Source organism: Granulicella sp. L56 (assembly GCF_009765835.1).
Lineage (GTDB): Bacteria > Acidobacteriota > Terriglobia > Terriglobales > Acidobacteriaceae > Edaphobacter.
The window spans coordinates 1,470,362-1,494,250 of sequence record NZ_LMUS01000001.1 but is presented as its reverse complement, the minus strand read 5'-3'; the positions used below and the strand labels follow the sequence as shown (position 1 = coordinate 1,494,250).

The 23,889-nt window shown below is 51.9% G+C and carries 17 protein-coding genes; 6 read left to right on the top strand and 11 right to left on the bottom strand.

Annotated elements, in window-relative coordinates:
* Positions 1-27 precede the first annotated feature (27 nt).
* The 8 genes from GSQ81_RS06205 to GSQ81_RS06170 form a co-directional block, all read right to left on the bottom strand.
* Positions 28-2,940 carry a glycosyl hydrolase gene (locus tag GSQ81_RS06205; RefSeq protein WP_158909769.1) on the bottom strand — a complete coding sequence of 971 codons (2,913 nt, stop codon included), beginning with the start codon at positions 2,938-2,940 and terminating at the stop codon, positions 28-30.
* A gap of 119 nt (positions 2,941-3,059) precedes the next feature.
* On the bottom strand, positions 3,060-4,136 hold the full coding sequence (locus GSQ81_RS06200) for a hypothetical protein (RefSeq protein WP_158909768.1): 1,077 nt from the start codon (positions 4,134-4,136) through the stop codon (positions 3,060-3,062).
* A gap of 47 nt (positions 4,137-4,183) precedes the next feature.
* Positions 4,184-4,936, bottom strand: a complete 753-nt coding sequence (locus tag GSQ81_RS06195) for an SDR family NAD(P)-dependent oxidoreductase (protein ID WP_158909767.1) — start codon at positions 4,934-4,936, stop codon at positions 4,184-4,186.
* A gap of 90 nt (positions 4,937-5,026) precedes the next feature.
* On the bottom strand, positions 5,027-5,893 hold the full coding sequence (locus GSQ81_RS06190; RefSeq protein ID WP_158909766.1) for a sugar phosphate isomerase/epimerase: 867 nt from the start codon (positions 5,891-5,893) through the stop codon (positions 5,027-5,029).
* Positions 5,886-7,049, bottom strand: coding sequence for an extracellular solute-binding protein (locus GSQ81_RS06185; protein ID WP_158909765.1), 1,164 nt, complete (start codon positions 7,047-7,049; stop codon positions 5,886-5,888). The genes GSQ81_RS06190 and GSQ81_RS06185 overlap by 8 nt, the downstream gene beginning before the upstream one ends.
* A complete protein-coding gene (locus GSQ81_RS06180; protein ID WP_158909764.1) occupies positions 7,046-8,125 on the bottom strand; it encodes a Gfo/Idh/MocA family protein in 1,080 nt (359 codons plus the stop codon). Before GSQ81_RS06180 ends, GSQ81_RS06185 begins: the two co-directional genes overlap by 4 nt.
* Before the next feature lie 14 nt (positions 8,126-8,139).
* On the bottom strand, positions 8,140-9,330 hold the full coding sequence (locus tag GSQ81_RS06175) for an enolase C-terminal domain-like protein (protein ID WP_158909763.1): 1,191 nt from the start codon (positions 9,328-9,330) through the stop codon (positions 8,140-8,142).
* Between the two features lie 200 nt (positions 9,331-9,530).
* Positions 9,531-10,712, bottom strand: coding sequence for a substrate-binding domain-containing protein (locus GSQ81_RS06170; RefSeq protein ID WP_158909762.1), 1,182 nt, complete (start codon positions 10,710-10,712; stop codon positions 9,531-9,533).
* A gap of 158 nt (positions 10,713-10,870) precedes the next feature.
* On the opposite strand from GSQ81_RS06170, the gene GSQ81_RS06165 reads away from it, so the two are divergent.
* The 4 genes from GSQ81_RS06165 (at position 10,871) to GSQ81_RS06150 (ending at position 20,646) form a co-directional block, all read left to right on the top strand.
* On the top strand, positions 10,871-14,287 hold the full coding sequence (locus GSQ81_RS06165; protein WP_254060029.1) for a carboxypeptidase regulatory-like domain-containing protein: 3,417 nt from the start codon (positions 10,871-10,873) through the stop codon (positions 14,285-14,287).
* A gap of 232 nt (positions 14,288-14,519) precedes the next feature.
* Positions 14,520-14,840, top strand: a complete 321-nt coding sequence (locus tag GSQ81_RS06160; RefSeq protein WP_158909761.1) for an L-rhamnose mutarotase — start codon at positions 14,520-14,522, stop codon at positions 14,838-14,840.
* Positions 14,841-15,025: 185 nt separating this feature from the next.
* The gene (locus GSQ81_RS06155; RefSeq protein ID WP_158909760.1) at positions 15,026-17,893 is read left to right on the top strand and encodes a glycosyl hydrolase; all 2,868 of its coding nucleotides are present in this window, start codon (positions 15,026-15,028) and stop codon (positions 17,891-17,893) included.
* Between the two features lie 209 nt (positions 17,894-18,102).
* Positions 18,103-20,646, top strand: a complete 2,544-nt coding sequence (locus GSQ81_RS06150; RefSeq protein ID WP_158909759.1) for an alpha-L-rhamnosidase C-terminal domain-containing protein — start codon at positions 18,103-18,105, stop codon at positions 20,644-20,646.
* A 186-nt stretch (positions 20,647-20,832) separates the two neighbouring features.
* Here the strand turns inward: GSQ81_RS06150 and GSQ81_RS06145 are convergent, their stop codons facing one another.
* Both GSQ81_RS06145 and GSQ81_RS06140 read right to left on the bottom strand, forming a co-directional pair.
* Positions 20,833-21,705 carry a TIM barrel protein gene (locus GSQ81_RS06145; RefSeq protein WP_254060028.1) on the bottom strand — a complete coding sequence of 291 codons (873 nt, stop codon included), beginning with the start codon at positions 21,703-21,705 and terminating at the stop codon, positions 20,833-20,835.
* A gap of 282 nt (positions 21,706-21,987) precedes the next feature.
* Positions 21,988-22,461 (bottom strand): YidB family protein, encoded by a 474-nt coding sequence (locus GSQ81_RS06140; protein WP_371715226.1) that lies wholly within the window; start codon positions 22,459-22,461, stop codon positions 21,988-21,990.
* A gap of 84 nt (positions 22,462-22,545) precedes the next feature.
* Between GSQ81_RS06140 and GSQ81_RS06135 the strand changes: the two genes are divergently transcribed.
* Both GSQ81_RS06135 and msrB read left to right on the top strand, forming a co-directional pair.
* Positions 22,546-22,956 carry a RidA family protein gene (locus GSQ81_RS06135; RefSeq protein ID WP_158909757.1) on the top strand — a complete coding sequence of 137 codons (411 nt, stop codon included), beginning with the start codon at positions 22,546-22,548 and terminating at the stop codon, positions 22,954-22,956.
* A 40-nt stretch (positions 22,957-22,996) separates the two neighbouring features.
* On the top strand, positions 22,997-23,416 hold the full coding sequence (gene msrB / locus GSQ81_RS06130) for a peptide-methionine (R)-S-oxide reductase MsrB (RefSeq protein WP_158909756.1): 420 nt from the start codon (positions 22,997-22,999) through the stop codon (positions 23,414-23,416).
* Between the two features lie 100 nt (positions 23,417-23,516).
* Here msrB and rpmB read toward each other — a convergent pair whose 3' ends face one another.
* The gene (rpmB, locus tag GSQ81_RS06125) at positions 23,517-23,705 is read right to left on the bottom strand and encodes a 50S ribosomal protein L28 (RefSeq protein ID WP_158909755.1); all 189 of its coding nucleotides are present in this window, start codon (positions 23,703-23,705) and stop codon (positions 23,517-23,519) included.
* Positions 23,706-23,889: the final 184 nt, after the last annotated feature.

The following is a 23,889-nucleotide window of genomic DNA, read 5'->3' as shown; positions in this document are numbered from 1 at the left end:
GAGTTCGACTCTTCTGGTGGCCACGAATTATTCAAGTCTGACCAGGCGCACAGGTTGGGTCAAGCCCATGGGATAGAACGGCGTATTTTCTGTCCATACCCGGGCAGACTTATTGCCGGTCAATGTCTTCATGTAATCGCCAAGGGTCGATACGACTTTGATGGTCACTTCATTTACGCCAGGTATCAATGCACCTGATAGGTCATACGTGTGTTCGCCATACCAACGTGTACCGATGAGGCGACCGTTTATCACCAGTTGCGAAACACTGTGGAGATGTCCAAGGTCGAGGACGAAGTGCCGATCGGGGTGATCAACTTGAAAATGATTGCTATAGATCATCGCGCCTGCAAAGGACTTCAGATCGTCCTGCTGACTGAGGTCGATAAGAGTCTGCAGAACGCGAGACTGAGTTGTTCCATTCACATGAATGAGCTTCAGATTCCAGGGTCCCCCTATTATGCGTTCCGAGAGAGGGTTGTCTGTCGGAGCAGGCAGGATCTTCGATGCGCTGACTGAATTCGGCTTACCACTGGTTGCGGATTTCTCGAAGACAATTAGCCTCGATTCGGATGGGCCAAGCGTGATGTTTAACACATTCTTTGAGCCAAATATTGGATAAGATGCGCGCTCTCCTGTCTCGGCGTCCCATAGCCAGGGCGTCTTATCTTTGAGGCGAAAGTCCGCTTGAAAAGTGTGAGTTTGTTGTGGGCCGTAATTACTGAAGAAGAAGATGTCTTGATCTCCACTGATGTAATGTAACTGACTGATATAGTCAGTAGGCTTATTTATTAGCACATCAGGCACGAGCGCGTACTTTTTCTGCACCTCACGATACCAATTCACCATATCTTCTTCGTTCATGGCCAGAATAGGAGTACGAAGTGGATAGTTGTTTCGGAGGGACTGAATCACTTCATGGACAGTTCGACTCTCCGGTGCGTTATCGATGAACCCGCAGGCACGATACGGGACTTTCCCGATGCACAAGAGCGTTCCGCCGGATTCTACAAATGTTTTCAGCAGCTTGGCTGTAACAGGATGGATCGACTCGACATCTGGCAGAAAGATCGCCTTGTAGGATCTATCGTGAAACTGCAACCTGCCCTGGCTGACAGTCGATTGGCTGATTATCTCTTCGGTGAGATAGTCGCACCCACTTCCATTCTGATGAATGACCTCCCATAGCTTATAGAGATATGGTGGCTCGACCGTCTTGGGAAAAGGATCACGCTGAAAGCCGTATTGTGACGCGAGGTCCGCCAACGGAGGCAGGATTGCGATATCAGCCTGCATTACCGAGTGCTGAAAGAGGGCCGAAAGACGAGCCTTGTAGTCTACCCATAGCTTGAAGTAAGGCCACCACGTATTTCGTTCGCTGAAGTAGGTTCCATATCGAACCCAACCTGGAAATGGGGCATCCGGCGGGCTATAGTTGAAGCCATGCAAGACCGACTGGGTAACTCCGGACAACATACTTTGATCTCCGGCAACCTTGATTCTCTCGAGTGAGGCATGGAAGGGGTCGTCGGTATTTGTCATCTCCTCACAACTGATGAGTTGCTTGCCGGATAGATGAGCGGCGGAGGAGACAAATTTGTTGATCATGGTGTAGCTGCGGCCCTGACGATAATCGCCAGTACCGAAAGCCTCGATCTTCTCCGACCGTATCCATGTTTCACATTCTGGAATATCGATCATCATGCCGGCGGTGATGGCATCGAGGTCCATACCATACGCCTGCATTCTCGACTTGACTCCGTTTCTTGTGCACCAACTTGCGAAGGTTGCAACGAACCTTTCTTGGAATAGCTCATGCCGGGTGATTTCGAAGTCGTACCGAACAAGATCAGTCTGGGCCTTGAATGCAGGAGAAAAGTCTGCTCCGTATTTTTCACTGACAGGATTTCCCATCTCTCCCACTTTGAAGAGAATAAATGGGAGCCATGGGGAGAGGTCGTATCCTCTTCGATTGCGAAACTGAATGAACATGTCATCGCACCAGTTCGCTCCTTCAAGCTCGATACTATCGGTGAAAAATGCTCGGAAGTGTCCGCCTAATGATCCAATTCTGGCCGATAGCTTGCTCGAAAGGCGATCGAGGTAGCGTGTTACAGCCCCCTCGCTGTAGTGGTTCAAGACTGGTCCCGAAGCGCCCGGCGCGCCATTGATGACTGCCATAAACCCCGTGAGTTTTACAAGAAAATACAGAACATGATCACCGGTAGGAAGATCAAACTCGATGAATTCATCGTTTAGGTGATCATCCATACGTTGGCTTGCGGCGGTCGTGTTTAGCTGAGATGGAACTAACGTAAGTCCAAAGAGTTCCTTTAGGCTGTCCTTGTAAGGCGAGACGAAATGCGGGCTCACAGCTTCCAGTAGCCCTTCGCGAGCAAGCTTAATATGCGCGGGGCCAGTTAAAGTCTTTGTGCCTAGCGCTACCATCTGCGTTTGGTCTTTCCGGGAAAGGAACTCGCCTCCGTACGGCCAGCCCGAACCTACAATCATGTCGCAGGTCATACCTCGTTCCTTGGTGCCTTGGAGGGCCACGTCCAGCACATCGAGCCATTCATCGCTCATCCATGTGAGCGCGCGGGCATTCATTGGGTCCGCTTCATCTGGAAACCGAATCGGATTGATCTCAACTCCACCGATTCCAGCGGCCTGCAATACGTCTAGCTCTCGGAGAATCTCCTTTCCAACAACTCGATCCCCATTCCACCACCATCGGACCATTGGACGATATTGAGTTGCCGGCTGCTGAAAAAGATCGTACAAACTTGTCTCGGAGGTATTGGCAAGCTGAGGATGGGCTCTTGAACTTTCGGTACTAAATTCAGATAGACCAGAGCTACTTGCGCCGCAATCTTCTAGGCTGGTGAATGGCAGCGCACCTGCTGCTAGCGAAGCCAAACGAATAAACTCTCTGCGAATCACAAGGACACCAAACCTTCTACGGCTTCTGCCGCGGTGAATTAAGCCCAAAGGCCATTGACAGAACCAATCGAATTTTCTTGCAAGCACTTTTCCTTATTACATGACAGCTTGTGTGTGATTTAGTGGATATTTGATGTTTCTGGAGGGGAAAGAGGTAGCTTTAGCCAAGCTAATCCTACACTCCGCGCCATATGTGAAATGCTGTTGCCACCAGGTGCGTCATAAAAAATTGCAAGGCGGTTTTTATAGGGCAACACGGACGGCAGACCAATGCATCGCCTGGACCATTTGCTGTTCGTGCCATCCAGTACGATCGCCTTCTTTGACGAGTCCCAGTGGTTAAGGTCTTTCGTCCAATACACCCAGATGGCATCAGTGTACTCACCGTCACTATCGATACCGACATGATTGGTGAACAGAAACCATGTTGAGTTTGCTTTCTCAAAGTAGAGGGAGCTATTTTCAACCTGTTCCGTAGGAGGAAAAATCGGTGATGAATCAACGGTCCAACGCCCAGTCAGATTTGAGCTTCGGGCGATACTCAACGTTCGCAGGATTGGCCTGTCCGTTGAGGCGCTGAAGAACTGTAGGTATTGGCCGTCGCTTCGTATGATCTGACCCGGACTGGCCGTCGCGGAATAATAGGTTCCAGGTTTGGGTTTAAAGGGAGTTACACCTCGAAGCTTCGTCCACGGACCAATTGGTGAAGACGAGCGGGCCTCAAGCGTCAGATACGGGAAAGCCGGGATCCTATCCGGGAGAGCCGTGGCATGTGGGGTTCCCAGGTAAAACATGTACCACTGATGTCCATCAAGGAAGGTGGTTCCGTAGGAAGCGCTGGCGGAATCCCGGCTGCCGGGTGGCCCCAAGGCAAGAACTGGACCACGCTTTTCCCAATGCTCGAGGTCGCGACTGACAGCAAGCGCTGTCAACCATCCGTTAGCGCCTGCCGCATCGTAGTGCATGTAGAACTGTCCCTCATGTTCAAAGACCCAAACATCGCGAGCGCCATATTTATCGCACTCGTTGGGGCATCCACCGGGACGAAGAACGATACCTTGATCCACAGCATCATAACGAAGAGTAGCGACAGGCCGGTTGTCCAAATAGCGCCGACCTTCAGTGTGCTGAGCAGCCAATACGATCGTTGTACAGCATACGAACAAAGTAGCTAGTCCTGCCCTCACGTTAGTCATATCCGGTTCCTATATCGATATCTTCTCAAGTGTCATTCAATAATTCTTCAGTACGTCGCTCTTCCGCCACTTAGATCAAACACTGCTGCTGTAGTGAAGGAGTTCTCTTCGGAGACTAACCAGGCAACCATGGCGCTGACTTCATCGACTTCGAGAAAACGTCCACGCGGGATTTTGCTCAGCATATAGTCCACATGCTCTTTCGATATCTGCTCGAAGATGCGTGTACGGGCTGCGGCTGGTGTGATGCAATTGACTGCAATGTTGTTAGCTGCCGTCTCTTTGCCAAGCGACTTCGTCAAGGCGATGACACCAGCTTTTGAGGCGCTGTATGCGGAAGCGCTAGGGTTGCCTTCTTTACCCGCAATTGAAGCAACATTAACGATTCGCCCATAGTTCTGTCGTAGCATGTGCGGCACGATGGCACGACAGCAATAATAGACGCTCAGTAGATTCACGTTGATGACGCGTTGCCATTCGTCGATTGGGTACTCCCAGGTTTTATAATTCGGCCCTGCAATACCGGCATTCGCCACAAGTATGTCGATACGTTTGTGCTTATCGATCGTCGACTGAGTCGCCTGCTCCACGGAGGTCACCTCCGAGACGTCGACGATCTCCTTGGAAACCTGGCCAATTCCTTTCAGTTGTTCTACCGCAGTATCGAGAAGTGTGCGATCACGGTCCCAAATAGAGACTGATGCACCGGACTTTAGAAGGCGAGTAGCCACGGAGAGGCCGATTCCTTGAGCTCCTCCTGTTACTACCGCATGACGGCTATTCAAATCAATTTGATTCATCTCATCCTCAAAACAAGCGTGAACGTACTTAGCAGCGACGTATTTTCATTGTCTTTAGATCGATACTCCAATCACTGTGTTGGATAAAGCTTAGGGGCGCGTTCCAGCCTCTTTCATCAGTTCAGAGATAGTTGATTTCAGCGCATTTCTAAGCAGAATAGTTTCAGAGACGTTGTCCGTGCAATTGCAACCCTTCCAATCCACCCACACATATTCAAGCGCGAGAAAGCCACCATAAGCGAGTTGCTGTAGACCGGCAAGCATGTTGGGAAAATCGATTATGTTTTCGGCGACCGAGGTTTGAAGTCTTTCGCGAGCACCTCCGCGCACATGGATATGAGATGCAGATGGAAGCAGATTATGTACGTGATCGGAGGTTTCACCTGCCATAATGAAATGCCCATAATCCAATGTCAGCGTCAATCCTTCGGTAGTAGCAAGAAATCTATGAGTACTTTCAACATCAGGGCAGATCGAGCCAATATGAGGCTCAATTGCATAGACGACGCCTGCACTGGCACATTCCGCGACGCGCCACGCGCAAACTTCCGCGGCGATATCTAAATTTCGGCCGTGCGAGTCGTCAGCGTGATACACCCCGGGCAGGCCCGTCAGATGTTTCGAGCCAAGCGCTACACAGAACTCCAGTGCGCTTTTAAAGATGTCGCGATTCCGAAGGCGTACAGCGAGGTTTGGATCGTTGGCTGCAGCCTCGGAGGGATCGACTCCGATTTGAAGAAACACATCGGAGACACGTAGTTCCGCTGCATCAAGATCTTGCAGGACTTGCGCTGTATAACTGCGCGGTGACGCAAATAAATCAAAAGGTGAAAAATGTGTGCTGCGTGCGAATAACCCAATGTCCGCATGATCAAATCCGAGCAGCTTTACCAGATGCAAGGCGGTGGATCGCTCCAATACAGGGAAAGTGAAGTCTGCACAGGAGAACTTAAACATACTTTGTACTCTCTTTCAGGCTGGAGCGATAAAGCCCATCGATTTCTTCGATTGCTCTGCGTGGATTTCCATGGTGTTTGCAGTGCTCGGCTATGAGTTCTCCGGCACGCTCCTGCAGGTTTACATAACCTTTGTATCGTGGGCGCACATAGGCGGTTTCTATGCTGGCGGCGGTGCGCAAGAAGAAATCATCCGTGATCTGGTTAAGTAGGGGATCGCACCAGGCGCTGCGTCTTGCCGGTTGACCGCCACACATGCCATAAAGGGTGCTCTGACAAGATCGACCTGCCACAAACAAGCTGTAATCCAGAGCAAGAACTTGTTCGTTACATTTTGCCGAGATAGCAATTCCAGTACCGCCAAGCACTGTGCGCATCGGAAGATCTTTTTCCAGAGCTACCGGGTTAGAGAATCGAACATGCTTCGCTCCGAAACCATTCCGCGAGTAATTGCTGTAGGTATATGCGAATGGGCAGTAGGCAAAGTTGTCCCCACGCGACATTTGCTCATAGATAGCAATTGGATTCATGCGGTAAATCTCCTCCGGCATGAGAGCGGCAAGTTCATCAAGCTGTTCCAGGCAGAGCGAGCCGATTTCGTGATCGATAAGGTGTTCGGGACTTGCAGCCACGGCGCTGCCTCGTGAAACGCAGAGCCCCAAGAAGTTCAGAAATAGGTCTGCCGAGAAAGCTGGCATTCGTACCAGGCCTGACCGTGCGAGGGCGACCACGTCACTCCAGAGTATTGGTTCCTTGACACCGTTTCGCTCGAACAAGTCTGGACGGAAGCTTGCGGCAGGCGCAGCAGAGTCGATCGGTAGCGCATAGAGCTTCCCCTGATATAAGTAACTTGAAAAGGATGGGCCGAGCGAGTCATCTCGAAGGTCTTTGATCTCTTCGAACGAGAGCAGGGGGAGCAGATCTGTCAGTATATTTGCCGCTTCAGCGTCACCTGCCATTGGATGATCAATAATGAGCAGATCGAAATGATGAGCCAGCGTAGCAAGATCTGCATGCCCAAATTCATGGAGGCTTCGTTTTTCCCATTGAATTCGCACGCCCGGGTTAAGTTCTTCATAACGTTGTGCCGTGGCAATTAGCGGCGGTAACGCGCGACTATGGTTCCAGGTGATGCCCCGTAGCAGTACTTGCTTCATACAGTTTTCTCCACGAGTGATGTCACGAGAATATTGTTGCCGCTTTTTACCGACCGGCACGCACCTTCGATCACTTCCATCGCGGCTACCCCTAAAGCTGCCGGCGATTGATTACGGCTTGGATTCCGGATGGAGTCAATCAGATTGATTGCGGGAGCCTGGTGAGGATAGACTGCGTCTTCTTCGAGGTCAGGAAAGGTGCGGGGTTCTCCGACTAATGGCAAAAACTCCAATTTTCCGCGCCACAAATCAAGAAATATCATTCCCTTGGTTCCAAAGACGCGTATCTCAAAATCCTTCCGTTCAAGACTTGTAGCACCTGTGCTGGCAATAGTGACGATTGAACTGTCGTCCATACGCAGAGCAAGCGTATCGTAAATGTCTAGCGCTGCACCATCATTGTGAAAACGCGCAAAAACTTCGCTGGGTCGCGCACCAGTCAGAAAAGTTAGGTAAGCTGCTGCATGGCACACCTGCGCGTAGATTTGTCCTCCGCCAGCCAGCTTTGGATCACTATAGGTCCCTGCGCGCGGATGGATATAGGGTGTCCTATTTGTATGTGTAGGTATCGTATCCGCGCCGCGAAGCAGATCGCTGATCGGATTTGTCATCAAGATGCTGATCATTCGTATCTGCCCAACATCTCCATGGCGAATCAAGTGCTGTGCCTCGACAGCGTGCGCAGTGTAATGCCATGGGCAACTGATCAGAAACTGGCAGCCATGCTGATCTGCGATCTTTACCAGTTTCTTGGCTTCAGCAACTGTGAGCGTCATTGGTTTTTCGATCAGCACATTTTTACCAAGTGACAGAGCTGCGAAGGCATCTCGATAGTGAAAGCCGGGACTGCTGCTGACTACGATTGCCGAAATATCTTCGATAGCGAGAAGCTCGCTAACGGTAGTACATGCGAAGGCGACGCCGAAATCTTCACCAATCTTTTGCGCCTCCTGTGGATTATCGTTTTGAATCGCGACCAACTCCGCATCAGGATGCCCTTGGAGCGCGGGAATGTGGGCGAACGTTGCCCACCATCCCGCCCCGATGACTCCGCATTTGATCTTAGGTTGCACCATGCGCTCCTCTGTCCTTAGAAGTTGATTGGCTCAAGTAGTTCACGGTTGAGTTCAACGCCGAAGCCTGGACTGTTCCCAAGGGTGATATGTCCATTGACGGGAAGCGGCTCACCAATAACTGCTTCGAAGATAGGACGCACCTTCGTCCCATCTCCCACGGACAGATACTCTGCGAACGGCGAATTCAGGTTGGATTGCACAAAGTGATAGTTGTAGATGCCCGCACCGTGAGGAATGACTGGGACATCATACGGCTTCGCCATGGCAGCGATGCGCCGAACTGCGGTGAGTCCGCCGCACCACTGAATCTCGGGCTGAATCACGTCACATGCACGCGCGGCCAGAATTGCGGCGAAGGCCTTTACGTCGTATTCCAGGTTCCCAATGGCCACCTGTATAGGATTGATGCGTGTTCGTAATTCTGCATTCATGTGTTCAGCCCAGCCATTTTGAAGAGGGTCCTCATACCACTTGACATCGCACTCGCGTGAACGCTCTGCCAGCCGGGAAGCAAATTCGATGTCCCACGATAGGTAGCAGTCGACCATTAACTCCATCTCATTGCCCAATGTCGTGCGGCAATCTTCCAGACATTTCTGCATCTTGAGTAGGCCGGGACGGCCATCGGCTGCGCCCCACGGCGCGGCAATCTTTACACCCAGAAAGCCGCTGCCTTTCCAGTGCGATACGAGGTCTGGATGTGTGGTGACATAGCAGGGAATTGACTCTTTGGTTTCACCGCCAAGCAAGCGATATACGGGCTGTCCTAGCGCCTTGCCCATCAGGTCCCATAACGCTAGATCAACGCCACTCATGGCCATCGACGTGACACCCCCGAGCCCGTAAGGCATCGTGGATCGATACATCTGATCCCAGAGCAACTCGATATTGAATGGGTCCTGGCCAATCAAAAATTTACTGAAATGTTGCTCGATCACAGAGCAGGCAAAATAACCACCACCATAATTGACGGCGCATCCGGTGACGCCTTCGTCGGTAAAAATCTCGATAGCATATGGGTCTTGGCCAGGCCCCATCCACGAAGTACGCACTTTGGCATACTTTGGGTAAATAGACATTGGATTTGCAATGTGTGAACCTGTTTGCCAACCACCCCCCCAGTATTGAGATTCTCCGAAGCGCGCACCTTTCTCCCCGGTATTGCCCGACTTGATCCTGTAAAGCTTGATCTGCGTGATCTTCATTCCCTAGCCTCATTCGTTCCAACAGATTGACTGACCTAGATAATAGACAGCCAGTGTTCTGTCCTAAGCAATCAGGAAGATGAAGTGTTATTAAGTTTGCGTATATCGCAAATGGTGTGAGCTATCTTTTCCGCGTTAGTGGTTACCCGCTGAGGAGTTTGCGCTGATACATAACCTGGGCGTAGCCCAAAAGGGAACTCTTATGACTGTAGCTTCTTATCGGCATCGGCGAATAAAGTTCCGGGATAATACTTGTCGATGTTTTGTGGAGTAACCAGTTGAATAGGAGCATAAATCGCAGGTGGCACAGGCTTGCGATGAAGAATGTCCAAAGCGATCTGAATGAGGTTATCTCCATATCGTTCTGGAAACGTAGCAATCGAGCCGATCATTCTTGTTTGCGGAGAACGCAATTCATGGCGCGCTTCCGGGAATGCGCCCACGCCCAGGGCGAGGCAGCAATCGCTTCGACCTACTTCTGAGAAGGCACGGAGAGCACCTAGAACCGCAAGATCGTTGACCCCGCAAATAAGCGTCTTGCGCTTCGGAGAAAACTGCATATGGCGACGGACCAGTTCAAAGGACCGTTCCATTTCGCCACGCGAATCGAGATGAAGGATTTGATAGCTCCCTGCTAATGATTTGCGAACTGTAGACTCTGCGCCAGAGATACGCAGGTGCGGAAGGGAGCCGGCAACCTCAAGATCGAGCATCAGTAATTCATCGATTTGGCCTTGCCAATGCTGCTGGGCTGCCTTGACCAAGGCCTTACCTGCGAGTTGACCGACGTTATAGTTATCTATTCCAAAAAATACGGCTCCCGGTTGTGGAATCTCGACTGCGATTACAGGTATCGCCGCCTTTTCGTAGATGGCTGACAATTGAGTGCCAATGCGTTCGTATACCTGGAACTCGATAGCGAGATCGACTTTTTGATCAGCCAATCTTTGCGCATTACGCAATGCTGCCTTGGCGCTATAAAGGTTCTCCACCTCGATCAGATCAATTTGATGGCGAGTTGCTGCCCGCCGAATCCCCTGGGTCACAGCCTTGGAAAAGGAATCGCTGTTTTGTGAGGCGTATCCGATGCGGAAGCGCTTTTGGGTGACGATGTTGACATTGGAAAGATACCGTCGTCCTTCAGGTCGACGCAGCAAGCCGCCTTCTTCTAAAGTCCGCAGAAGCCGAAAAGCAATTGTGCGCTCAAATCCGGTCCTCTCTACAACTTCGCTGAGGCTCAGTGACTGTTGAGCCTCAGCGAATTGATGCAGGATCGTGCAGGCTCGTGCCACAGTCTCTAATTTGTATCGGGCGTGATCCTGCTTCGCAGCGCACATTATCGAATCCCAGCAGGCTAAATTTACGGCATCGTTGGTGGCCAAGTCGACCGTATTCGGGAGTGTAGCACTTGTTGCGATATACGCAATTGATCGACTGCGTGCTTTTTGCGGTTGTCAATTGACCATCTCCAAGCGCTTCATCTCGTTTTATCAGAGCAGTGAGGCAAACTGCTGAGTCATGCAAATTCGGAGGTCGAAACTTGAAACGACTATTTCGCAATAAAGGACTGCAAATTGCAGTCTTCCTTAGCTTATTGGCAGTCACAGGACGGTTCCTGAATGCACAGGCAAATACAGGTTCTATCTCTGGCACCGTGACCGACCCGACTGGTGCTGCTATCGCGGGCGCGACGGCAACAATTACGAACCAAGCAACGGCCGTCTCTCACACAGCGACGACGGATAGCAGCGGTTTCTACTCAGCCGAAGGACTTTCAGTCGGTCAATACAAGGTTGCGATTTCAAAGCCGGGGTTCAAAGAGACTCTCACGAATGGAATACAGCTTGACCCCGGTCAACGACGCGCAAACAACATTAAGCTTGAGGTCGGCAACGCGACGTCTGAGGTGACCGTTACGGCGGATGCAGTTCAGGTCAATACGGCAAGTTCTGAGAGCGGAGGAACGATCAGCAGTGCGCAGATCGATAATCTGATGTTGAACGGACGTAACTTCCAAACACTTGCGATTGCAATTCCTGGCGTGAGTAGTACAAACGCCGCCGATGCATTAGGTGGTGGCGGCCTCGAGGGTGGAACCACCCTGATTGTTAATGGGAATTCCGTCGAATACACGACCTACACGATCGATGGGGTTTACAACATGAACTCCGGCAACTTGGCCAATATCAATATCCTGCCAGTTGTCGATGGAATTTCCGAATTCTCGGTGCTGAAAGACAGCTACAGCGCAAAGTACGGATTTGCGGGTTCTGGCCAGGTCGTTGTTGAAACAAAGAGCGGGACGGGAACGTTTCATGGTTCGGCTTGGGATTATCTACGCAACAATGCGTTTGATGCCGCGAACTACTTCTCGACGGGTACCCAGGCGCTTCATCAAAATATCTACGGATATACGCTGGGAGGCCCAGTGATTATCCCGGGCCTCTACAACACGGACCGATCGAAGAAGACATTTTTCTTCGCTTCTAATCAATGGCAGAAGATCAGCGCAGCCTCAGTTATCCGGGCCGCGGTCTTCCCGCAGGCCATGCGGAATGGAGATTTTAGCAGTAGTCCGACACTGAATGGGAGCTTGACGCTGGATGCGCATAGTCAGGCACTTCTTGCCTCGGAAGGGAAAACCAATTGCATTACTGGGCCTACAACGCTGAATTCAGCGTGTCTGGATCCGGTGGCGGTTGGATTACTGAACGCCTATGTTCCGCTACCTAATAATGCAGCGGGAGGATTTCAAAACTATATCAATCAGGATCCGCAAACGACGAGTCAGATTGATTATCAGTTCCGCGGGGACCACCAGATCAATCAAAATAACCAGTTGATTGGCCGGGTCATGTACGAACAGGTCCTCAATGGTTTTCCGAATGACGCTTGGAGCGGAACTCCCTATAACACCATCACTAACGCCTACTACACGACAGGATTTAACGGTGTAGTACGTCTTCAGTCGGCGATTACGCCAAACTTTATGAATACGGCGAGTGTGGCTGAAACGGACGATAGACCCCATATCAAGCTCACTAAGGGAGGCGGCCAGCTACCCGAAGGACTGTCGATCATTCAAGCGTTTCCCGACGCACCGACTCTCAACCGTATTCCGAATATCTCTATTGCTGAAGGATGGGCCGGAAATGGAGTTGGGTCTCAGCCGATCTCCGCTTCGGATGGCGAGGGAATGGTCATGGACGACGTCAGTTGGATTCGTGGTCGACACGTTTTGCAGGCAGGTGCGTTGTATATGTTTGGCATCAAACGACAGACTGTCTTTACTAATCCACAAGGGTCCTTTAACTTCAGCGGTGCGCACACAGGAGATCCCGCTGCAGACTACATGCTGGGACTGGATTCGAGTTACTCGCAGGCTAGCACGGAGCGGGAAGGTGCCTTTCACTATCGGCAAGGTGAAGCCTATGTTCAGGATGACTGGAAAGTGACGCCTCGTCTCACCTTGAACCTGGGTGTGCGCTGGGTCTATTTCTCCAATGACTCAGTCAGTGGTGACCAGGTCACCAGCTTCAAGCCATCACTTTTCAATGCTACTCAGGCTCCTGTCGTGACTCCAACCGGAGCTTTCATCGTCAATGGCTCGAATGAGCCACTTACTTCCGGCGGGACACAGGCAAATCTTTTGAATGGGCTTACGTTTGCAGGGCAAAATGGAATTCCCGACGGCTTCTTTATCCCGAAGAAGACAAACTTCGGGCCGCGCGTTGGTTTCGCATACGATCTATCGGGAAATGGAACAACGTCTCTTCGAGGTGGATATGGAGTTGGTTACTCAAGAATTCCAGTAGCCGTAATCTACTATGCGTATGGCCAGAACCCACCCTACAACCAAAGCGCCAACATTCTTAATAGTCTATTGAGCAATGGAACGGCAGGGGGGACAGCAGCTGCTCCTACACCACAAAACCTGAATGCTGTTCCGTCTACTTTTACTCCCACTCAAATTCAGTCGTATAGCTTGACCCTGGAACATCAGATCAAAAGCAATATGATTGGCGCATTGGCTTATGCCGGTAGCCAAACGCGTCATCTTACGTCAGGGGTTGGCGGCGGCAATGACATCAATTGGCCATTGCAGGTAACTGCGCCGAGCGCAACTGGTTGTCTGCCCACCGGGCAGGCCGCCTCAGCCTCCTATGACTTTGATCCCTGCCTCAACGCAGGAGTGTCTTCAGCCGACTATACCCGTCCTTATCAGGGCTATAGCACTATCAACAATCAGTATGATGAAGGCAGTGCCAATTACAATTCGCTTCAATCCTCGCTTAGCTATCGAGCAGGAGCTTCGCAGTTCAGCCTGGCTTACACCTGGAGCAAGGCTCTTGCCACGGTGGCTGGACGCGGTGCAGGCAATACAACATCTCAGGGAGCGGGGCCGCAGAATCCGCGGAATTGGGCTGCGGAGTATGGCCCGCCGTCCTATGACTTTTCGAATGACATAACCGGAACCTGGGTATATGCCATCCCATATTTCAGGCATAGTAGCAAGCCATTGAAATATGCACTCGGAGACTGGAATGTTGGCGGACTGTTTTTACATCAGAGTGGTTTCGCCTTAAGTCCAGGAATGTCATCGAGCACGCAGGGGCTGGCGGCGCGTCCAAATCAGGTGGCACCGTACCGTAAGGTTGGCAAACTGACTGAATGGTTCAATACCAGTGCATTCGTAGCACCTGCTTATGGATTCTACGGAGACGCTCGGAATGGAACTATTCGGGGACCCGGTTACACGTCTTTCAATCTTTCTCTTAATAAGACGTTTCCAATCCATGATCGCCTTGCGATGCAGATAAGAGCTGAGGCTTTCAATGCGCTGAACCATCCCAACTTCAGGAATGTAGATACAGGCTTAGGTGACGGAAGCTATGGACAGGTCAACAGTGCGGGCGATCCTCGAATTATGGAGTTCGCGATGAAGGTGACCTTCTAAGGAGCATGGAGTTGCGTATTGCGAGGTGTGGAACGTCTGGGTTTCGCACCTCGCTTGAACTTGCGCTTCCATCGGCTTGGACTGTGCTTATGGAGGCTATCTCTCTATCAAAGAGATCTTCTATATCGGTAAGGATACTTGACTTGGTAGGATGGCTGGCGCAACAAATATTTTGGCCAGAGCTCAAGGATTGCAGACTGGAATTGAATTTAAACCGCAAGGGAAGTGATCTGTGCAACGCATATGTTTTGTGCTTCATGTCCGACGGGAAAAGATAGAAGAGTACCGAGAATGTCACGCAGCAATATGGCCAGCGATGGTTGAAGCTCTGCAAGATGCCGGCTGGAAAAACTATTCTTTGTTTCTACAGACCGACGGCCTTCTAGTCGGCTATTTCGAAACGGAAGACCTGGTGTCTTCGCAGGAGAAGATGCAGGCCGCCTCCGTGAATGCACAATGGCAGCATGAGATGGCCCATTGTTTCGAAAATTTAGGAGAGACAATGCCCGACCAAAATATCATTCCACTGACAGAAGTCTTTCATCTGACCTGAAGGCACTCCAGATTGCCGAATCCCAACAGTCTGCTCCAGGGACAAACACTTTTATCCAATTCCTCTTCGGATTTAATTAGAGGCCACATTTGGAGCTACATCGGATGGAGTTCGTGTCGCAAGTTAAGCAAAATCAATGCGTGTCTTGTCCCTCGTTCAAGTAGATACCGAAAAGGAGCTAGAGTATGAAACTTGTCGCACTCGTCGCGTTTTGTGTGGTGGCAGGCGCACCCTTATCGGCGCAGACTGTTGCCACCGTTGCCCAGCAGTTCCAGAACCCAGCCAAGAACTACCGTCCAATGGTGCGCTGGTGGTGGCCGGGTAACGATGTAAAAGACGCAGAATTGCGCCGCGAAGTAGATCTTCTTGATCAGGCGAACTTTGGTGGCGCGGAAATTCAGCCTTTTACCATCGGGCTCGACCCGAACATGCCTGAGGCTACTCGAAAGCGCGTCGACGATTATTTGAGTCCATCATTCTTTGCTCATATGCAGGCCGCTCTTGAGGAGGCGCGCGCGAAAGGAATGTGGATGGACTACACCTTCGGCTCGGGATGGCCTTTCGGAGGAGCAGGAGTCGTGACTCCCGAGCTGGCTTCGACAGAATTGCGATCGGAACACCAGACCATTCGTGGGCCCGTTCACTTTCGCGGAAAAATACTAATGCCCCTTTTGAGAGAAAGCATCGCGAAGGATGCAAATCTGCCGTCGGGTTGGCTGAACGAATTTAAGCAAAGAGAGAAGCTTGTGGCTGTGGTCGCGATTCGCGGAGACAACGTACAGTATGTCCCCAATCAGGATTCTGACCGGGCTCCGGCAGTGAAGAGTACAGGCCAGCTTGATCCAGGCACGTCGATAGTTTTGACAGGGCACATGCTGCCCGATGGCACGCTGGACTGGGATGTTCCCCCCGGTACGTGGCAAGTGTTCGCGTTTAAAGAAATGCCGACTGGACAAAAAGTCGTCGGTGGCGCCGGGGAGGGACCACAGCTGGTTCTGGACCATATGAACAAGCACGCATTTGACGCGTATGCCGAGCGCGTTGGGGGCACGGCCCGACAGTATGACGGCCAATATTTTGGCCACGGTTTGCGGGCCATCTTCTGTGACAGCCTGGAAGTCCAAGCCTATCTATTCTGGAACGATCATTTTCTTCAGGAGTTTCGCCAACGCCGGGGATATGATCTAACCCCGTATTTGCCCATTCTCAAGATCCCAGGGTTTGAAGTGCCATACAACGGCACTGCCGCGAGGTTGCCGCTTTACGACATAGAAGGAATCGGCGATCGGGTGCGACGGGACTATTGGCAAACCGTTTCGGATGTCATGATTGAGAACTTCTACTCACCCTTTATCCAGTGGGCCGCGGCGAACAATCTTCAATCGCGTGTGCAGGCACATGGATCACCGACCGACTTGCTCCGTGTCTATGGCGCTTCCAGCATCCCGGAGACCGAAGATCTTCTGGACAATGGTCGGTACGATTTTCTCAAGATGTCGTCTTCTGGAGCCGATTTGTACGGGCGAAAGATCGTATCGAGTGAAAGCTTTGTCTGGCATGGCAAGGCCTATCAGACGACTCCGGAGAAGATCAAACGCTATGCTGACGAACTGTTGACTGCCGGGATCAACGAGATTATTTATCACGGGTATCCCTATGAATATATGGATCGACCCTTCCCCGGCTGGCATCCGTTCGCGACCGAGGGAGCGTTCTCATCCGACATGAACCAGTCGAATCCATTCTGGCCATATCTGCCTCAGTTGAACCAATACATCACGCGTCTGCAATACATATCGCAAGCAGGAACCACTGAGGTGCCAGTAGCACTTTATCGCAGCATGCTAGCTTACGATCCGATCGAGCCCGCGCCACCCGAGCCGGAGATCGATACCCGCCTCATGGATGCTGGATATAATTTCGATCACATCGATGCCTACACGATATTGAAGTCAAAAGTGGTGGAAGGCAAACTGATTTCTCCCGGAGGAGAAAAATTCAGCGTGCTGGTACTTCCGCAGCCGGAGAGTATCTCCGTACCACTCGCTGATCAATTGGTGACGTTCGCCCGCCAGGGGCTCCCCATCGTATTCATGGGCGGTGTTCCGAAAACGGAGTCGAGCATTGTGGGCGGCCAACTGTCCGAGAGCCCCGGACCGGATACGCTCAGGAATGTTTTGAAAGACGGTCATGTACATGTGGCGCCGGACGCCAAGAGTGTGGCAAAGATTCTGGAAGCGTCCATTTCTCCCAACCTTCATTTCAATGGGGCGCCATTGCCGTTCATAGAGAAGCGCATCGGCAACCTCGACACTTTCTTCCTGCGCAATCCCGACGATGTGGCGAAACAGACCATTATTGAAAGCCATGCCCTTGGATCTCCTGAACTCTGGAATCCGTGGACAGGCACTATTCGTCCGTTAGCCCATGTTGAAAGGCATGGAGGCATCATTCGAGTGCCAATTGACGTTGATCCCTACGGATCGGTGCTTTTGGTTTTTGACCCAGATGGAAAATCTGGAGAAAAACCAATTGAGATGTCTGCTCCGGCACAGCCGGAACTTCAGATAGCCGTAGGGGAGAATGGCTGGGATTTCCATGGCGTCGGAATTGGGCCTGGCAGCCACCCTCAAGTGATCGATATGAAAATGTCGTCGTTGGAAGACTGGACAATGATTGACCGCCTGAAGAATTTCTCAGGCCGTGGCCAGTACACAACTACGTTCACCGTACCTGCGTCGCTTCTTAGCAGCAATCGTCGTATCGTGCTTGATCTCGGCGATGTAGGTAATGTTGCTCAGATCTCCATCAATGGAGAGCCGGGTCCCAATCTTCTGCTGCGCCCTTATCGTGCAGACGTTACTCCACTGCTGCATGCTGGAGAGAACACGCTCGAAATCACAGTCGTAAACGCTCTCTTCAACGCGCTTTCCGCCAAGGGTGTCAGTGCCAACTACTTGCCGGAAGAGACCAACACGGCGAATGGGTTGCTCCCATCCGGCTTGGTTGGCCCTGTCCGATTGGAGGAAATGAAGTCTGATGGAAGCTTGTAACAAGACAAATGGAACAGTCTGCCAAAAAAGCTCGGGTTAGTGTGGACAAACACAAAGCTGTACGCTGATCGCTCGTAAGAAATCAGGGATAGATCGAATCGTAGTCAATAATCATCGCGACCTCCATCAGGTCGCGATGACCCCAACATCCATCGATACGCTGAGTGCATACCATAGGAACTGAAATCACAAGACGAAGATTTGTTGAGTTGGCTTCCATCGAAATGCTCTTGCAGCGTTTTTGCTATCCGAAGGAAGTATCGGTCGGCCAGAAGCTGCTACCCCCGGTGACTAGCCATCTACTCTCTACTGGTTCCGCTATCCAAGAACCCTACGCATTGCTGCATGGAGGAGGATTCGATGGGCCGACCGTTCTTGAATCACCGGACCCTCTGGTGCGTTATCGATGGAACAATCCGGATGCTGCTGATAGCTTGCAGATCTATGTTCTTCGTCCGATGGGGTCGTTCACCGAGACGACGGCATCATTCCGGATTGCAGAATCTCCATCCAGCCAACAGGACTCGATAACGATTGAGGGTGTTGGATCAATTCGCTTCGATTTTGGAGTAGAGAGCGCAGCATGGCTGGAGTTCGACAGTTCGGATCTCCTTGGATCAGTGGAGATGAGTATCAGCGAATATGACGAGCCGGCTATTGAAAATACAGGGCCCGTGCACCGCTTCAAGACGAGTCCGCCGCAGCGCTACGGCAATACCTATCGGCTCGAATTGAATTCAGAACTCTACGAGGGTGTACGTTTTGGCTGGATTCATGTACTTACATTTGAGCGTCCCTGGCACATCACGGCGGTACGCGCGGTATGCCAGGTGAAGCCAACAAACTATGCTGGCTCCTTTTCGTGCAGTGATCCGATGGTCACGCGCGTCTGGTATACGGGCGCATACGCAGTCAAAGCCAACTTCTGCAAAGACTATTTTGGAGCGCTTCTCATGGATCGGGGGGATCGCATCTCCTGGACAGGCGATGCGCATCCCGCTCAGGCCGCGGCTCTGGTGTCTTTCGGAAACTGGGACTTTATCAGGCAAAATTTAGAACGCAGCGCAACAACCAACAACGGCATAGAGAGCTATTCGCTGTATTGGGTACTGAGCTTGCTTGAGTACTATCAGCACACCGCCGATCAAACGACCCTTGAAAAATATCTGAGCCATGTCAGAATGCTGCTGGATCATGCGACAAGTATCTATCCTGATCCTCCCATCAGCTTCTACGGCTGGGATGAACGACTCGGTGCCGGCTTTGAAGACCCGGATAGATTTGAAACAAAAAGCGCATACCGCATGCTCTTTATTCGCGCCTGCATGGAGTTTGCCTCTGCGTTGAACGAGATTGGGCGGCTCGATCTAAGCAAAACATATCAGGAGATGGCACTTCAGAAGATGAATGAAGTGCGCCGCAACGAGCGTTGGTACAGCCGTCTCGGGGTTCACTCCCTTTCTGACGCGGTGAACACGGGTCTGGCAACCCAGGAGGAAAAGTCCGCAATCTTTGCACAGGGATTCTCCGATCGCCTGAACTGCCTCTCCTTTTCTCCGTTCAATCAATACTTCATCCTCCAGGCTATGGCTTTGATGGATCGTTATGACGAGGCTATCGTCAGTCTTCGCGATATATGGGGAGGACAAATCGAATATGGCGGCACAATGTTTTTTGAAACCTACACCCCTTCATGGAATCAGTGTCTCGAAAGAAACGGAGCCGTTCCCAATTGTCAGGCTGGCTATACCAGTCTGGGGCATGCGTGGGGAGCGGGAGTTACTGCCTGGCTATCTCGTGAGGTGCTTGGGATCAAACCTGTTGGTCCGGGATTTTCAGACATTGAGATAGTTCCTCATTTAGGACGGACACTTACCTGGGTTTCAGGAAGTGTTCCGACGCCTCATGGGGCTGTTCACTTCTCCTTTGACCAAAGTACCGGTCGCGGAGAGGCGACCATACCGCCGCATGCGAAATGCCGGATTGGCATACCGGGTGTAGAACGGGTAATTCACAAAGTTGTTTTGAATGGGAACCTCCTTTGGGATGGTGAATTGCATAAGAACGATGGCGTGGGTGGAGCGGTGGCGGATGCAAATTATCTCTATCTCAACGACGTACGATCTGGCCATTACGAGTTTTCCGTTTCCTACGGAAGTAAAACACCGTCATTTACGCAAGAGCCACTTATCTATCCCTTGCGTTTTGCGAGGGAAGACATTGGAACGAGCGGTAACTGGGGTGGAATATATGGGCGAGACGGATATGTTCTCTTTGACTACGATGGTGTGAAAAAAGACCGGCGCGAGTTGCCGCCGTATGTAGTTTCTGTGCAGTCATCTTCCAGAAAAAATGGTGGATGCCTGCACGCACAACTGTCAGTCTCGACCGAAGATCAACGCGCTCCAGCTCCAGGTCGAAGGAACGAGCCAATCCGGAATGTTGGCCAGCTCTATACCGGCGATCCAGTCGCCTGCCAACAGACGATGACTGTAGATGTGAAGGTGATTGAAAGCCAGAAATATAGGATCGCTCTCTATTTTCTCGATTGGGATCGGATGGGCCGCCGCCAGGCGGTAGAAGTCTTCGATCTCAAGACGCTCAATCGTATAGCGCCAGTGGAAATTGTAAAAGATTTCGAGCAAGGAAAATATCTGATCTATGAGTGCGCCCAGTCCGTGAGATTCAGAATCAATCAAATACGAGGCAAGAACGCAGTCCTGAATGCTATTTTCTTTGATCCTGTCCTTTAGCTGCTGGGCGTTGGCTTATTTGTTAAGGCTTGCGAACACCCATTCATGCCAAAATTGGCTGCCGCGGAGATCTGTAAATACCAGAGATCGCAAAACCGCATATTGGACGACACAGGACACGAGTCAGCTCACAAAAGCGGTGGGGGAAATCCAAGTGGTTTAGAGACATCCTTTATTTTTGAATACTTATATTGCGGCATCGCGGATGGCTTGTTCGCGTGCTGCGCGCAAAGTGGCGACCGGTTCGCCCGTGGGATAGAACTCCATGGCGATGTAGCCGGTATATTTCAGCTCCGCGATCTTGCGATAGATCGCGTCGTATCGTATCTCCCCGGTTCCAGGTTCATGCCGTCCGGGGACGTCCGCGATGTGGAAGAGGGCAATGAGGTCGATGTTCTTCTCGATCTTTTCGAGGAGATTTCCGGCCTGACGCTGCTCGTGATAGATGTCGTAGAGAACGCGCGTGTGCGGGCTGTCGACGGCCCGTACGATCTCAAAGGCCTGGGTGACGGATGTCAGATAGGCGTGGGGATTCTCGAGCAGATCGATGGGCTCGAGGACGATCTGGACGTCGGCCTTCGCGGCGATGGCGTCGAGGCGCTTGACAGATTCGATGGAGCCGCCTTGGAGAGTCGGAGAATCGGTGCGCTGATTCGAGGTAAGAATGATCTGTTTGCAGTCGAGTTTTTTGCAGGCTTCGATGGTCTTGCGCAACTCGGACTCGATGGTGTCGAAGGCAGCGGCGTCTGCGTAGCCGTGAGCGCCCGCGGTTGAATCGACAGTAAGACCGAGAGACTTGGCGCGGGTAAGGAATTTAGAGAACTCCGCATCAGTCCACGACTTCCATTCGCCGACCATCTCGACGCCGGTGTAACCGGCCTGGGCGACGATTTCCAGGATCTTCTCAAGAGGGCCGTATTTTTTGAGCGTCCAGAGCATGACGGAAAACTTGAATGGCGCTGTGGATGCCGCTTGCGACTGGGCTTGTGCGCGTGGCAGTAGGGAAGCTGCCATGGCGGTGGCGGCAGAGAGGGTGAAGCTGCGTCGGTTCATCGTCATAGAGGGTTTATCGTCTCGTCTTTATGGTTCGTGGCGGTGGATTGCAGCTTTATGCGAATGATGAATTCTATCTACGCCGTTCGCCATCAGCTTTTGCGACATCATTGTGCATCATTTTCGTGAGGGGCTGAGTATAGCGCGTCAAAGTCATTTAACAAAAGCCGCCGCCAAACGTTTGCGTGACCGATGATCGACCACGCAAACATTCTCAACAGCCAGACGACACCGGCTTGTTCGTCATACTGTGTATTGCGATGTGCGGCTATTCTTGCGAAAGCCCTCTTATGTGGCCTGGGTGAAGCGACCTAAAAACTGTGTTGCGAGTCCGCCCAGCGAGCTTTGCGGCGCTGCCTGACCACCGGGAGCGAAGTGCTGGACGATCATGGGAAGAACAGTCGTCAGCGCAGCCTGTACTACCTGTGGCGAGACTCCGGCGTGCTCCGCCGTCTTCTCGATAAGACCGGTTCCGGCGAGTCCCTGCTGAACCTGGTCTGGGGTTGCGGTCGCGTTCTGGCCATTGCTCCAGGCTCCGATGTGTTCGGCGAGGCCGTTTTGGGTGAAGCTGCTCAATATCCCCTGAATTCCTTCGGGATGCTGTGTCAGCGCCTGAATGAAGCCGCCGGCCACTTTTGCCTGGTCACTCTGAGAGTCCTGCCCAACCTGTCCAGCCAGAGACTGGATCGAATCCAAAATACCCATAATGCACCTCGATGCGGAATCAGACGGCCTTTGTTGCCGGGCCTTCTGTGTGCAAATGGTTTTATCAGTTATTTGCGTTGCTTGTCGCCCCGGTTGCGGTGAATTTGCGCAGGGTCAATATGGCGATAGACTTGAGGCACTATGAGCGACCAGACCAAGACCGCAATTTCAACCACGGACGCACCCGCCGCCATTGGCCCCTACTCGCAGGCAGTGCGTGTTGGCGACATGTTGTTTGCTTCAGGTCAGGTCGGCCTCGATCCGGCCACGGGGCAGATTGTGGATGGCGGAATCGTTGAGCAGACCAAGCGAGTTTTTGAGAATATCAAAGCCGTTTTGGCCGCCGCAGGATCCGATCTGACCCAGGTGGTCAAAACGACCGTCTTCCTCAAGAATATGAGCGATTTCGCGGCGATGAACGAGATCTATGCAAAGTATCTGGCCCCTTCGGGCACGATCCCCCCGGCGCGGTCCACGGTTGCCGTCGCAGGGCTTCCCAAAGACGCGCTGGTAGAGGTTGAAGTGATCGTAAAGGGGTCGGCTGGAGCTTAATCGACTGGCGAGCGTCTCATAAAAGAGGGCAAATTTCATCATGGCTGAAACCGAAAACGCCGAGAAGGCTGAAAAGATTCACAAGACGGAGGCAGAGTGGCGCGCCCTGCTGACGCCGGAGCAGTTTCACGTCATCCGCGAGAAGGGAACTGAACATCCCTTCACTGGTGCATTGTTGAACAATCACGACGATGGGGTCTATCACTGTGCGGCATGTGATGCCCCCTTGTTCACCTCGGACAAGAAGTTCGAGTCAGGCAGCGGTTGGCCGAGCTTTTGGTTGCCAGTCTCGGCTGAAGCCATCGAGGCTCATAAAGACAATGCGCTGGGAATGCAGCGCATCGAAGTCACCTGCGCACGCTGCGGAGCCCACTTGGGACATCTCTTTCCCGATGGCCCCAAGCCGACTGGGATGCGTTATTGCATCAACAGCGCGTCGTTAGACTTTACGAAGAAATAAAAAGTAGAAAAACAGGAAAAGCCCCAGCCGCCTGTTGCACAGCTGGGGCGTTCTATTTCCATAATTCTGTTTAGCCTAGTTCTTGACGACTCTGCCGGGCTTAGCCTTTGATGACTTTGCCGGTCTTGATGCAACTGGTGCAGACGCGCATGCGCTTGCTGCCGCCGACAGTCTTGGCCTTAACGGGCTGAAGGTTTACGTTCCAGCGACGCCGAGTGGTGTTGTGGGCGTGCGAGATGTTGTTGCCGAACTGCGGGCCTTTGCCGCAAAGATCACATTTTTGTGCCATGACTGAAGCTCCAATCTTGATTCGCAGAGGCTTCCGAAGTTCAAGCTCAATAAAATGAGAGGCTTGCGGAAGCGGTAGGCACGAGCGAAACTAAGTTCGCTGACTCTCTACCGTGTCAGAATGCGTTAGAACAAATTCTATCACTTACAAGCCCTTTGCCGCCATATAGAACTTAAAGACCAAT

Coding starts and splice junctions, on each gene's coding strand:
- GSQ81_RS06175 (WP_158909763.1), bottom strand. CDS start 9,330: ATGAAGATCACGCAGATCAAGCTTTACAGGATCAAGTCGGGCAATACC.
- GSQ81_RS06145 (WP_254060028.1), bottom strand. CDS start 21,705: ATGACGATGAACCGACGCAGCTTCACCCTCTCTGCCGCCACCGCCATG.
- GSQ81_RS06135 (WP_158909757.1), top strand. CDS start 22,546: ATGAGCGACCAGACCAAGACCGCAATTTCAACCACGGACGCACCCGCC.
- GSQ81_RS06200 (WP_158909768.1), bottom strand. CDS start 4,136: ATGACTAACGTGAGGGCAGGACTAGCTACTTTGTTCGTATGCTGTACA.
- GSQ81_RS06180 (WP_158909764.1), bottom strand. CDS start 8,125: ATGGTGCAACCTAAGATCAAATGCGGAGTCATCGGGGCGGGATGGTGG.
- msrB (WP_158909756.1), top strand. CDS start 22,997: ATGGCTGAAACCGAAAACGCCGAGAAGGCTGAAAAGATTCACAAGACG.
- GSQ81_RS06185 (WP_158909765.1), bottom strand. CDS start 7,049: ATGAAGCAAGTACTGCTACGGGGCATCACCTGGAACCATAGTCGCGCG.
- GSQ81_RS06190 (WP_158909766.1), bottom strand. CDS start 5,893: ATGTTTAAGTTCTCCTGTGCAGACTTCACTTTCCCTGTATTGGAGCGA.
- rpmB (WP_158909755.1), bottom strand. CDS start 23,705: ATGGCACAAAAATGTGATCTTTGCGGCAAAGGCCCGCAGTTCGGCAAC.
- GSQ81_RS06155 (WP_158909760.1), top strand. CDS start 15,026: ATGAAACTTGTCGCACTCGTCGCGTTTTGTGTGGTGGCAGGCGCACCC.
- GSQ81_RS06195 (WP_158909767.1), bottom strand. CDS start 4,936: ATGAATCAAATTGATTTGAATAGCCGTCATGCGGTAGTAACAGGAGGA.